Raw genomic sequence first — 13,488 nt, 5'->3', positions numbered from 1 at the left:
TAAGATGGGGTTCATAACCCGTATAGCTTTATTTTTCGATAAAGCGTGGCAATGCTGATCCCCAGTTCAGTCGCTGCCTGTTTTTTTCCCTCCACGCTTGCGCCAAATCGCTGGATGACATTTTCAATGGTCTCCCTTTCCGCTTGCTTTCCCTTATTAGCAAGCTGCTGAGGCTGGGCTGTCATCGACGTTTTTCTGCCGTCAGCTGCGGTGAGCAGGTAAGGAGGCAGATGGCTGGCGTTGATCCCAGCGGCTTCCCCGCGCATCACGAAAATATATTCGATGACGTTACGTAATTCACGAATGTTGCCAGGCCAGTGCCAGGCATAGAGGCGGTTGATGACGTCATCGGGGAGTTTTTGCGACGGTCGCTGATAACTGACCGAAAACTCATCGGCAAAATATTGCGCGAGAACGGCAATATCTGCTCGTCGTTCGCGTAGAGAGGGAAGAACCAACGGGACCACGTTCAGGCGATAGAAAAGATCTTCGCGAAACTGATTATTCTCCACCATGGCGTTAATATTTTTGTTGGTCGCGGCAATAATTCGTACATCAATATTGATGGTGTTGTTAGACCCGACGCGAGTGATCGCCTTTTCCTGCAGAACCCTGAGCAGTTTAGCCTGCAGATGAAGCGGCATATCGCCGATCTCATCCAGAAACAGACTGCCGCCGTTGGCCAGCTCAAATTTTCCCACTCGACCTTTGGGATCGGCCCCGCTGAATGCGCCGCGCACATAGCCAAACAGTTCGCTTTCCAACAACTGTTCGGGAATGGCTGCACAGTTGATTGTTACGAAGGGGGCGGCTTTACGGGGGCTGCTCTGGTGAATGGCAAATGCCACGACCTCTTTTCCTGAGCCACTTTCGCCGGTAATAAGCACACTGGCATAGCTGTTGGCGATTTTACCGATGGTGCTTCTGAGCTGTTCCATCAAGGGGGAGTGACCAATCAACCGCACCTGGGTGTCGGCCTCATAAGGCGATGGAAGTAGGGTACTCAGGTAGTCGTGCGCGTCACGAAAGATAATCATGGTCAAGCGATCGTTATCCAAAGACGAGAGCGAAATTTGCTTGCACAGCACATGGTATTTCTGACCTTCGAGCGTCAGCCAGGCTTCCTCATCGCCATACAAACTGTCCCCGGTTGTTTCAATGGTCAACGGTAATCCCTGAACCTCGCGATTGAGAATGCGATCGGCTGAATGGTTGGCATGCCAGACAAGACCATGACCATCGATTGCCACGACGCCGCGGTCCATGGCGTCGATCAGACGGCGAAAAGCGCCCAGCGTTTCCTGCGCGCGTAAACGTTCCAGACATTCAAAAACCTTACTGGAAATCATCACGGCTATTTGCTCAATGAAAGTAACAAATTTCTCAATCTGGCTCAGGAGGGTGTCTCGCTGCGCCTGGGTTGAGCAAATAATCCCGATCACCCCAATGACGCGATTGTTGAGAAAAATTGGTGCGTTCAAATCCAGCATTTCAGAACAATAGTGGTGTTTTTCACATAACTGACACAGCGGATGTTCGCCAGGATTTTTGATCAGTACCGTTTCCCGCACCTGCAAAACGTGGCGGTAGATGTAGCCATTTTTTGCCACGTTTTCATTGAGCATATGCCGGTATTTACCGGTGCCAGCGATGCGCATTAAGGATTCATCAATGATCTCAACATCCGTTCCGGTGATGCCAGAAATAGCGTCGGCATAATTGCATATATCATCCTGAATATTGCTGAGTACTGAAATCATGCTACTTCTCCGGGGCGTGTCGCATTTATCATGAAAAGTGATAAATAGGCGAACTAATCCCAAAATGATTTGCGAAAAATCAATCTACTTCTCTGTTTTAGTATGTTTTTTTTATTTTATCTTCCGCGATCACACTATTTATCAATTGTGAGAATTTATCAAAATGAAACGATAAACTAACACGATGATATTTTTGGCTGCAAATCTTGTTTTCTGTCTATTTAATTGAAATTTAAGCATTTATTAAATTATTTATAAGATTTTACTCAATTAATAAAAAGCTGGTAAGCATTTTGCTCTATTGGCATTACCGATAGCGGAAATATCTCTGTATGACATCAATTGCAGGGAATGGATTACCAGCACAATGAGGTTTTATGATGCAGGAAAACTTATCATTTTTTATCAACCAGACACCGTTTACCGAACATCCGAACGCGCCGTTGGCTCCGTTTAGCCGCCAGGAGTTGGTCAAAGCGTTGAATTTTCATCGGTCTGTTCCGGGATATTCCCCAACGCCGTTGTATACGCTGCCGGCACTTTCACAAAAACTGGGCGTAAAAAATATCTACCTCAAAGATGAGTCGCAGCGTTTTGGCCTGAAAGCCTTTAAAGCGCTGGGCGGTTCCTATGCGATGGCGTGCCATATCGCAGAATTAGTCGGTAAAGATATCAGCGAATTACCGTTTGATGTAATGACCAGCGAAGAGGTGCGCCGCGATCTGCAAACCGTCACGTTTGCTACCACCACCGATGGCAATCACGGTCGCGGCGTTGCCTGGATGGCGCGACAGCTGAAGCAAAATGCCGTGGTTTACATGCCAAAAGGCTCTTCGCTGCAACGTCTGACGTCTATCCGTAACGAAGGCGCTACCGCTGAAATCGTCGATATGAACTATGACGATGCGGTTCGCATGACTGCAGAACAGGCGGAAAAGCATGGCTGGATTGTGGTGCAGGATACCGCCTGGGAAGGGTATGAAAAAATCCCGCAGTGGATTATGCAGGGCTACGGCACGCTGATGCTGGAGGCGATCGACCAGCTGCATCAGGTTGCGCCGACGCATATTTTTGTTCAGGCAGGTGTTGGCTCGTTTGCCGGCATGGTTCAGGGAATGGTGACAGCGGCATGGGGAGAAAATCGCCCGAAAGTGATCGTCGCCGAGGCGTTAATTGCCGATTGTCTCTACCGCTCAGCCCGCTCGAAAGAGGGTGATGCCATAGCGGTGGGCGGAGATTTGCAAACCGTGATGGCTGGTCTCGCCTGCGGTGAGGCAAATAGCATCGGCTGGAAGCTGTTGCGTGATTATGCCACCGCATTTGCCTCCTGCCCGGATGAGGTTGCGGCGCTTGGCATGCGCATGTTGGGTAATCCGCTGGCAGGCGATCCGCAGATCGTTTCCGGTGAGTCCGGGGCGGTGACGACCGGCCTGCTGTCACTGTTGATGACCTCGCCTGAACTGGCGCAAACGCGTGCGCAACTGGGACTGGATGAGCATTCCCGCGTGTTGTTGATAAGTACTGAGGGTGACACTGACCCACAACAGTATCTGGATATTGTCTGGGGCGGTCAGTACCCTGGCATCAACAAATAATTTCCTGATTGAGAATAAGAACGGAGAAACCCATGTTATCTGCAAACCGTATTGAAGAAGTGATTAAAAACTGTCAGGCGTTAATCCAACAAAAAAGTTATTCCGGTCAGGAAGGGGACGTGGTTAATGCCATAAAAACAATGATGCAGCATTACCAGTTCGATGACATCCACGTTGATAAGTACGGCAACATTGTTGGCGGTATCGTGGGTAATCAGCCTGGGAAAACGCTGGTCCTTGATGGACATATTGACACCGTGCCGGTGAACGAAGAGAAGTGGACCCGCAACCCGTACGGCGGTGATATCGAAGATGGCAAAATTTATGGTCGCGGTACGACCGACATGAAAGGCGCCGTGGCGGCAATGATCTCCGCCGTGGGTTTTTTCGGTCAGGACAATCAGCGCAATTTTGCCGGGAAAATCTACGTTGCCTGCATCGTGCATGAAGAGTGCTTTGAAGGTATTGCCGCTCGCCTGGTCAGCGAGCGCTATAAGCCAGACTACGTAATCATCGGTGAAGCTTCCGAGCTAAACCTGAAAATTGGCCAGCGTGGCCGTGCTGAAATTGTGGTTGAAACGTTTGGTAAACCTGCGCACTCCGCCAACCCGCAGGCAGGGATTAACGCGGTGTATAAAATGGCGCAATTGATCGACAAAATTCGCACCATTACCCCGCCAACGCACCCGGTACTCGGGCCAGGCATTCTCGAACTGACCGACATTAAATCTTCGCCGTACCCGGGTGCCTCGGTCGTGCCGGATTACTGCCGCGCAACCTACGATCGCCGTTTGCTGGTGGGCGAAACCAAAGAAAGCGTGATTGCCCCGCTGGAAAATGCCCTTGCAGAATTCATCGCGCAGGATCCGCAATTTAAGGCCCGTGTCTCCTACGCGGTGGGTCAGGAGTCTTGTTATACAGGTGCCACTATTGAGGGAGAGCGCTTCTTCCCGGGCTGGGTGTATGACGAGTCGGACGAATTCGTGCAGGCCGCTCTGGCTGGCGTTCGTGAGGCCGGGTTTAATCCGAGCATCACGCAATACTCATTTTGCACCAACGGTAGCCACTATGCGGGCGAAGCGGGAATTAAAACTATCGGCTTCGGACCTTCGCGTGAAAATCTTGCGCACACTATTGATGAGTATATCGAGATCGATCAGTTAACCGGTTCGGCCAGCGGCTATTACAGCATCATCCAGACACTCTATCGCCAATAAAAAGAACGATAAAAATCCTCTTACCTTACAGGCGGTGCCGCGCAGCGCCGCCGCAATGGAGAATAACGATGAAAACCATTTTCAAAAACGGAAATGTGATCGATGGGACGGGCAGTGAAGGCAGAATTGCCGATGTGGTCGTTGATGAAGGACGTATTGTCGCAATCGGTCAAATAGACGTTGGCGTCAATGAACAGGTCATTGATGCGACGGGAAAAATTATTTGTCCTGGCTTTATTGATACCCATACACACTCTGACTTGTCGGCGATTATTAACCCCGCGCTGTCGGCGAAAATTCGTCAGGGAATTACCACTGAATTGCTGGGGCAGGATGGCGTCGCGTTAGCGCCGTTGCCGGAAGAATATATTCCAGCGTGGCGTAAAAATATCGCCGGCCTTGACGGCGATACCGACAAAATAGACTGGAAATATAAGAATACGGACGGTTATCTCAATCTGCTGGCATCACGACATCCGGCGACAAACCTTGCCTATTTAGTTCCGCATGGCAACGTGCGCATGGAGGCTATGGGGCTGGATGGACGGCCTTCCACCCGTGAAGATGTGGCGAAGATGTGCGAAGTCCTTGAGCGGGAATTAAGAGCGGGAGCGTTTGGTCTTTCCACCGGGCTTATCTATATGCCTTGCGCCTTTGGCGATACTGCCGAAATGATTGAACTGTGCAAGGTCACGGCGAAATATAACGGGATCTTTGTGGTACATCAGCGCAGTGAAGCTGACGATATTATCAACTCAACGCAGGAACTGATTGATATCGCCAAAGCCACTGGCGTCTGGCTACATATTTCACATATGAAGGTTTGCGGAAAGAAAAACTGGGGGCTGATCGACCAGATGCTGGGGATGCTGGAGCAGGCGCAGGAAGAGGGGATCCGTATCTCTTTCGACCAGTATCCATATGTGGCGGGTAGCACGATGCTTGGGGTGATCCTGCCGCCATGGGTCCACTCAGGTGGAACAGACAAATTGCTGGAACGCCTGGCCTCGCCTGAACTGCGCGCCAAAATGATCGAGGATATTCAGCAGGGTATTCCCGGCTGGGATAACTTTATCGATTTTGCCGGTCTGGACCAGATTTTTGTTACCAGCGTGAAAACGGCCAAAAATCAGGATGCCGTTGGTCTGAACCTCGTCCAGTTGGGGGAATTGCGCGGGAAAGACCCCTACAACGCCACCTTCGACCTGCTTTTTGAAGAAGAAAACGCCGTTGGAATGGTCGACTTCTACGGCACTGAAGAGCATGTGATTAAGTTTCTCTGTCGACCTGAGCAAAACGTTTGTACCGACGGTTTAATGGGGGCCGGAAAACCGCACCCTCGCGTGTTCGGCGCATTCCCACGTGTGCTCGGTAAATACGTACGTGAAGAGGAATGTCTGAGCTGGGAAGCGGCAATTCGCAAAATGACGGGTAAACCTGCTGAGGTGCTGGGCCTGCAGGATCGTGGGCTGCTGAAGGTGGGTTACGCGGCGGATATCGTGATGTTCGATCCGAACACTATCGCTGATAGGGGCACGTTTGTTGAACCTAATCAGTATCCGCAAGGGATTGAAATTGTCATGGTTAATGGGCGCATTGCCTTAATTAATGGCACGGAAAGTTATGCCTGTAGCGGTACGGTTATAAGAAAAGAATATTAATAAATAACGCTAAACACGCATTGATCTATCGCGACTATTTATAGCCGCGGTAGATCACTACACCCTAAGGACATCACAATGAACTTACAAACATCTTTACCTTCAGGTAAACCGAAAACCTGGAAAGCAAGATATACCGTCCTGACATTGATCTGGCTGGCGTGGCTCCTCTCTTTTCTCGACAGAATGGTCATGAGCGTTTCGCTCCCTTATATCGGCAAAGATTTAAATCTGGATACGACCCAACAAGGTTTAATTATTAGCGCCTTTTTTATTGGTTATGCGGCGTTTCAAATTCCTGGTGGTTTACTGGCGGATAAGTTTGGCTCACGCAAAATTATGGCCATTGGTATTGCCTGGTGGTCTGTTTTCACCAGCTTAACCGGGGCTGTGCTGACGCTACCGCTGATGCTGGCCGTACGCTTCTTCTTTGGTATCGGCGAAGGGTGCTTCCCGTCGGCCTCCTGGAAAATGATTTCGACCTATTTCCCGTCGAAAGAACGCGGACGTGCGACGGCGATTCAATCAACGGTGAATACCTTAGGCCCGGCACTGGCGGTCGTGGTCGCAGCCAGCATTATCGGGGCATTTGGCTGGCATATGGTTTTTATCGTGCTGGGTATTCCCGGCTTGTTTATCGCCGCAGGGATCTACTTATTTACGCGTGACAACCCGAAAGATCACCCCGCCATTACGCAGCAGGATCTGGCGGAACTGGCCGTTGACGATCAGGGTGGTCTGCAAAACACCAGCGCTATCGCGTTTAAAGACGTACTCAAAATGCCGGTGCTGTGGCAAATGGCAAGTATCTGGTTTTTGTTTGATATCACCTTCTGGGGTTTTTCAACCTGGTTACCCAGTTACCTGATCACTGTACGTGAGTTTTCTCTGGCCAAGACCGGCGTAATGGCGGCAATTCCGTTCCTGTTTGGTGCAGGAGGGACTTTGTTAGGCGGATACTGTTCAGATAAATTCAAACCGATGCGTAAAACGTTGTACGTCGTAACCTCTGTCATTGCCGCAGGCTTCCTGTACCTGACCTTCAGCGTGAGCAGCGCAGATATGGCGGTGGTTTATCAGTGTATTTCAGCCCTGTTCATGTTCTTCGCTATGGCGACGTTCTGGGGAATTTTGATGGATACCATCCCCAGCAACATTATGGGACGGGCGTCGGGGATCGTTAACTTTGGCGGTCAGATGGCGGGCGTTGTTTCCGCACCTATCATCGGCTGGCTGATCCAAAGCAGCGCAGGAAGCTATAACAGCGCCTTTATCTTTATGATTGCCGCACTGTTATGTTCTGCCGTCGTTACGCTGACCGTGAAAAACTCGCGCGCGGTTGGAGCATTACCCAGTCAGGCTTGATTAATGTCTGTCTCCTGTGGCTCTGCTGTTTCAGGGCCACAGGGATTGACGGGTATTAGCGTTTAAGTACTCGCAATAACTGAATTTCCCGCCAGATGTACAGTTACCACGGCAATTCTATTTCTCTCCTTTTATTAAGAATTAAGCATAATAAATGAAAGACCAGTCCTACATGTGTAGGAATATTCTCTCTATTATGTGTTAATGATTTGATCTACAGAAAGGCTCAAGGTTTAATTCTTGTAAATCTAAATGTTATTTTTATGGTTTATTCATCTTGGTTATGAAAAAATCATAAAATATACACGTGACTATGTTAGAATTTGCGTCCTGGGTCTGGCGCTTATAAATTAATAATATCGAAGACTCACCTGCACTATAGCCATCGCCTCTCTTTATTTATCGGGATTCTTATACGCAATGAACGCGATAATCGTTGATGATCACCCTTTGGCCCGCATTGCCATTCGCAACTTACTCGATACTAATGGTATCACTGTGACCACTGAGCTCGACAGTGGCGAGCAAGTCGTGCAGGTGGTTGAAAAAAACAAACCTGAGCTGCTAATTATCGATGTGGACATTCCTGGCATCAGTGGCATCGAGGTGCTGGAACAATTACGCAAGCGGCACTATGCTGGCGTGATCATTATCATTTCAGCAAAAAATGAATATTTTTATGGTAAACGCAGTGCTGAATACGGTGCCAACGGATTTGTGAGTAAAAAAGAAGGCATGAATAATATTCTTGCCGCTATCGAAGCCGCCAAAAATGGTTATAGTTATTTCCCCTTCTCCCTTGAGCACTTTACTGGCTCATCGGTCAGCGAGCAGGATAAACTTGATACATTATCGACACAGGAAATGAGAGTGTTGCGTTATATCCTTAATGGCATGGATTACAGCACTATTGCCAGTAAAATGAATATCAGTAATAAAACGGTGAGTACCTATAAAAGTCGTTTAATGGAAAAGTTAGATTGTTCTTCATTAATGGAAATTTATGATTACGCGCAAAGAAATAAAATAGGGTAGAGTAATGCTGGAACGCTTATTTATTTTTTTGATGGTCATATTTACCATCGGATTGTCTACGGGTGTGAGTTCAGCGCGTCAGGTTGAGCTAAAAAGTAACTATAATACTGCGGTGCAAAATATCAGTTTAAACAAGGAAGAAACAAACTGGCTGGCGCATAAAAAAACATTAGTGGTTGGCACCTGGTTACCGGAAGTCTCCCCTATTGTCTATCAAAACAGCGGGGAAAATTATCGGGGCGTTAACGCGGACTATCTTGCGCTAATGCAAAAAAGTCTCAAAGTAAAAATTGTTATAAAGCAATATGATAACGAGCAGCAGGCGCTTGCCGCACTTGCCAGTAATAATGTTGATACGTTGATAACCCAGCTTTCCCGGCGGCAGGATGTCGGCGGGGATTTACTGCGCACTTCAGCATTACTCACAACGTGGCCGACGCTTGTGACGTCATTAAAAAACACCATGCTACCGCTGACGACGAACCATAAGGTCAGCGTCGCATGTGTGCGAGATTGCCCTTTTCTTAACGTTATCCAGGACGCTTTTCCTGATGCTAAAGTCTCATTTTATGACGACGAGTATCAGGCAATGGCGTCGGTAGTGAACGATGATAACCAATATTATATTGGTAACAATATTACCAGCAGTCATTGTATTTCGCGGTATTTTTCGCAATCCCTGGTTATTACGCATTATTTTGACAAGCAAGAACAATATAATTATTTTGTGGTTAATGAAAATCAACCGCTATTAAGAAATATCCTTGATGGTTTTATTACGTCAATAAGTAATGAAATCCATATGCAGGTGATGCAGAACTGGTTAAATCGCGGTAATCTTGCTTATCTTAATGCGCCCATTCCTTTCAGTCGTCAGGAAAAAGAATGGCTGAAGAATAAGCATACCATCCGCATTTTGATCAACCCGGATTATCCGCCCTATACGCTGGTAGATAGCAGCGGCGAGTTACGCGGTATTCTTGGCGATTTGCTGAATATTATTCATCTGCAAACGGGTCTTGATTTTGAACCTGTTTTAGCCACGTCCAGAAGTGAACAGACCAAACTCATCAGTGGTGGGCAGTGGGATATGTATCCGACGATCGCCCCGACTAACCAAAACCAGGACGATTCGGCATTTAGCGATCCGCTGATGAATGTTGCATTCGTGGTTATCACATCGCGCCAGGAAACAGCCGACTCGCTGCTGGAAAAACCGATACGCGTTGCTCTGCCTGCCGGACATATTCTGGAGCGTGGCCTCAAACAACGTTATCCGCAGGTGACATGGGTGAATGCGGATACCGGTAGCGCTGCCATGGCTATGGTCAAGGAGGGCGACGTTGATGCGGCAATTGCGACTGAATTGTCGGCAAAGTTCATTACCGATCATTACTACCAGAATAATATGCACTTCTTCCGGCTTCCTGATATGCCAGGTGCATCGGTGAGTTTTGCTATTTCTTCTCATGAGCCCATGCTGAAGTCTGTCATTGATAAGGCCCTGCAAGCCATACCTCCGCGTGAAATTTTACAGATGACGGAGAAGTGGTCGAAGATTTCCAATACCCAGGTTGATATCTGGAGCCGATATAGCAAACAGTTCTATCAACTGGTGGTGTTTGCGCTGGTACTTATTGCTATTAGTCTGATCTGGGGGATATCACTCTCCCGTGAAGTCCGTAAAAGAAAGCAATCGCAGCGGTTACTGGAAGAACAGTTGCATCTCAAAGAGGTCTTATCTCAAGAGCTGGAGAGCGAAAAGAATAAAGCGATTGCCGCTACAAAAGCCAAAAGCCGTTTTCTTGCGAGCATGAGTCATGAGTTACGTACCCCGGTAAGCTCGATTGTTGGTTTTGTGGAATTACTCTCAAGCTCAGAGCTCAGTCCGGCACAACGCAAAGAGGCCATTGCTTTGACCGGGGCGACGGCCCAATCATTGCTGGGTCTGATTGGTAAGATTCTGGACGTTGATAAGATTGAATCCGGAAAATATGAGGTTGTTCCCCAGTGGACCGATCTCTCGCAGCTTATTGAATTGCAGTGTCACTCTTTCGATGCTCTGGCCAGGCAGAAAGGTATATCGCTTGCCTGCGTCAGCCAGTTGCCAGTAAACGAGCGGGTATTTGTCGATCAGCAGGCTTTGCGGCAAATTCTCACCAATCTGGTGGGCAATGCGCTGAAATTTACGGTGCAAGGTAGTATTCATGTTACGGCCCGTCTGGCTCCGGACACAGATAATCACGGCACCCTGACAATCGTCATCAGTGATACCGGTTGCGGCATTAGCGAAGAAGAGCAGGCTGGACTGTTCCATCGTTATGCTCAGGGGCGTTGCGGGCGTCAACAAACGGGGTCAGGCCTGGGGTTATTTATCTGCAAAGAACTGGTAACGCTAATGGGCGGTACGCTGGAGCTGAGGAGTATTCTGTCGCAGGGAACCACGTTCACAATTACGCTTCCGGTTGAAACTGCCCGACAATCGATAGTACCGGATGGAGATACCCCTGGCGCTGTGTTGCCGTTACCGTGTCTGTCGATTCTGATTGCAGACGATAATCCTACTAACCGGCTGCTGCTTAAACGCCAGTTGAATACCATTGGCTATAGCGTGGATGAGGCCTGTGATGGCGAGGAAGCCGAAGCTAAACTGGCCAAAAAATCATACGACCTGTTGATAACCGATGTGAATATGCCGAAGAAAGACGGGTTTGATCTCGCGGCTTCGCTACGTCGTCAACAACCTCACTTGCAAATATGGGGGCTGACGGCCAGTGCGCTCCCGCAGTCACGCGATCGATGTCTGCAAAACGGTATGAATTTGTGTCTGTTTAAGCCGGTCTCAATCCAGACGCTGACGCATGAATTGAGCAAAATCGACACGGGCTATGCGTCTCCTTGTGCAATCCGGCATTTAAAATTCAATGTACTGACTGAAAATACCGGTGGCGATCGCGCATTAATGAACGAGATACTCGAAACATTCCGTGAGGCAACGCTGAATGATTTACAAGCGGCTGAGAAAGCCGTTGCGCAAGATGAGCCGCAGATGTTTTTACGGGCGCTTCATCGGTTGCATGGTTCGGCGCAAATTCTGGGTATCACCGCGCTTCAGACGCTGTGCGAACCTTTTGAGTCTATGCGACATGACGATCTTCCGCTGGCTGTACGGCAACAGGCATTACAGAAAATTGTTGCTGTCATGCGGGAAATTGAAATTGAGATCGACAGTCTGATGAGCCATTAATCCCCCCTGATCGGGTAGCCGTAGCTGCCCGATCAGGAGAGAAATGTCTTGATTCATCACTCGTTAGTACAGAGTATTACTGGCCTGCACCCACCATTTCGCTATCAATAACAATGCCTTCTTCAGCACCTTTTAACACAAGGTTAGCCTCATAAAATTTACCCGTGGACAGCAGTTTTTGGGCGCTGGCAACGGCTTTACGCGTCTGATTCAAAGGCATCAGGTATTGGGTCTGAAGCACGCTGATCCCTGCCAGTTGCAAGGTATCCACTGCACCTTTCCAGTCACCTTTGGCCATTTTGCCGTTCGCGGTTTTGATAGCAGATTCTTTTTCCGGCGTAGCAATATAGTCTTCTGATAATGCGATTGTAGCGTTAATAATTACGTACTGATCGTCAATCATCTTCGCCTTAGGCGCTGCTTTGACAAATTTTGCCCAGTCGCTGCTGTCGCCTGCCAGCAGGGAAGCGGCGTCATTGGTTAATTTTTTTGCGCTGTCAGGTTGTCCGTGAAACAGAGCCAGGCGAGCAAGTTGAATATCACGCATCGCATTGGCGCCTTTTACTGCGACCTGCATAATATCGGCTGCTTCTTTTTGTACATTTGCTGTGGCTGTTTGTGCCGCAGTGGTGGTAGTGGCAGAAGCCATTACTGGGGCTGAACCCATCATAGTTGCAAGCAGACCTGCAAGAATAATCTTTTTCATTACGTTCTCCTGAATAAAGTTGGTATTGTTCACCAAACGCAATAATCATATTAAATAAGTTTAAAGAGCGGAATCAGAGCCAGGATATAATAATGAGCGTTTAATCCTACAGGTGTCAGACGTCTGACATGTGTAGGATTAAACGTATAGCGACATTCCTTTATTCTTATATACGTATCCTTATCTGAAGCTTTATTATTTCATTGTAAGTGATATGTATTTTGTGAGTGTTAACTCTTTTATTAGTAGGTTACATTACGTTTACATGTAACGGAGGATGTATGTTCATTTTTAATCAGCAAGCTCTGAGAACGTTTAATGAAAAAACACTTTCTCATTATAAAAGACACGCAACAATTATGGCGGTGCTGTTGTTGATATGTGGTATTTGCTGCTTAATCTATCCTATCGCTGCTGGCGTTTATTTAAGCTATGCGACAGGTTTTATGTTCCTGGTATGCGGTTTTTATTCTATCTATAGCCTGTTTAGCGCTGGGAAGAAGCAGTTGAAAGCCAAATTTACCTATGCATTTTTTGCTATCGCATGGTTACTGCTGGGGTACTGTTTCCTTGTTAACCCTGTGATCGGCATGAATTCGTTAGCTATGGTTTTTTGCTGCTTGTTTATTCTTGGTGGTATTTTTCGTGTGGCTTCCGGAGTTCAAATGTTCCGCAGTCCGGGCTATGTCTGGAACATTTTTATCGGCATTTTAGATCTGCTTATTGCTGGCGTATGGCTGAATATGGATCCCGATAAGTCTTACGTGTTTACTTCGATTTTTATTGGAGTCGAGATGATCTTCAGTTCTTTGGCTTTTATCAGCCTGCGTAGAAATACGAAGTTGGCATCAACAGATAAACTAGCCAATAACAACTAATCCTGTCTCTGGAGTGTATCGTGA

Annotated in this window: 9 protein-coding genes; 7 read left to right on the top strand and 2 right to left on the bottom strand. The window is 47.9% G+C overall.

Going from position 1 to position 13,488, the window contains the following annotated elements; all coding sequences use genetic code 11:
- Positions 1-11 precede the first annotated feature (11 nt).
- A complete protein-coding gene (locus tag FDW92_RS13630) occupies positions 12-1,760 on the bottom strand; it encodes a sigma 54-interacting transcriptional regulator (protein WP_137400642.1) in 1,749 nt (582 codons plus the stop codon).
- Between the two features lie 380 nt (positions 1,761-2,140).
- Here FDW92_RS13630 and dpaL point away from each other — a divergent pair, with 380 nt between their 5' ends.
- The 6 genes from dpaL (at position 2,141) to FDW92_RS13600 (ending at position 11,880) form a co-directional block, all read left to right on the top strand.
- Positions 2,141-3,355, top strand: coding sequence for a diaminopropionate ammonia-lyase (gene dpaL, locus FDW92_RS13625; protein WP_042313316.1), 1,215 nt, complete (start codon positions 2,141-2,143; stop codon positions 3,353-3,355).
- Positions 3,356-3,387: 32 nt separating this feature from the next.
- Entirely contained in the window at positions 3,388-4,572 is a 1,185-nt protein-coding gene (locus FDW92_RS13620; RefSeq protein ID WP_042313225.1) for a YgeY family selenium metabolism-linked hydrolase, read from the top strand.
- Between the two features lie 68 nt (positions 4,573-4,640).
- Positions 4,641-6,233 (top strand): D-aminoacylase, encoded by a 1,593-nt coding sequence (locus tag FDW92_RS13615; RefSeq protein ID WP_042313228.1) that lies wholly within the window; start codon positions 4,641-4,643, stop codon positions 6,231-6,233.
- A 78-nt stretch (positions 6,234-6,311) separates the two neighbouring features.
- Positions 6,312-7,598, top strand: coding sequence for an MFS transporter (locus FDW92_RS13610; protein ID WP_042313230.1), 1,287 nt, complete (start codon positions 6,312-6,314; stop codon positions 7,596-7,598).
- 420 nt (positions 7,599-8,018) lie between these two features.
- Entirely contained in the window at positions 8,019-8,633 is a 615-nt protein-coding gene (gene evgA / locus FDW92_RS13605) for an acid-sensing system DNA-binding response regulator EvgA (protein ID WP_042313232.1), read from the top strand.
- A 4-nt stretch (positions 8,634-8,637) separates the two neighbouring features.
- Positions 8,638-11,880 carry a transporter substrate-binding domain-containing protein gene (locus FDW92_RS13600; RefSeq protein WP_042313235.1) on the top strand — a complete coding sequence of 1,081 codons (3,243 nt, stop codon included), beginning with the start codon at positions 8,638-8,640 and terminating at the stop codon, positions 11,878-11,880.
- Positions 11,881-11,956: 76 nt separating this feature from the next.
- Here the strand turns inward: FDW92_RS13600 and FDW92_RS13595 are convergent, their stop codons facing one another.
- Positions 11,957-12,586: a YfdX family protein gene (locus FDW92_RS13595; RefSeq protein WP_042313237.1), complete on the bottom strand. Its 630-nt coding sequence runs from the start codon at positions 12,584-12,586 to the stop codon at positions 11,957-11,959.
- A gap of 281 nt (positions 12,587-12,867) precedes the next feature.
- Here FDW92_RS13595 and FDW92_RS13590 point away from each other — a divergent pair, with 281 nt between their 5' ends.
- The gene (locus FDW92_RS13590; protein WP_042313240.1) at positions 12,868-13,464 is read left to right on the top strand and encodes a DUF308 domain-containing protein; all 597 of its coding nucleotides are present in this window, start codon (positions 12,868-12,870) and stop codon (positions 13,462-13,464) included.
- Positions 13,465-13,488: the final 24 nt, after the last annotated feature.

This window comes from Citrobacter sp. wls706 (assembly GCF_005281305.1).
Taxonomy (GTDB): Bacteria; Pseudomonadota; Gammaproteobacteria; order Enterobacterales; family Enterobacteriaceae; genus Citrobacter; species Citrobacter werkmanii.
The sequence above is the reverse complement of the archived record's forward strand: the minus strand, read 5'-3'. Positions and strand labels throughout refer to the sequence as shown.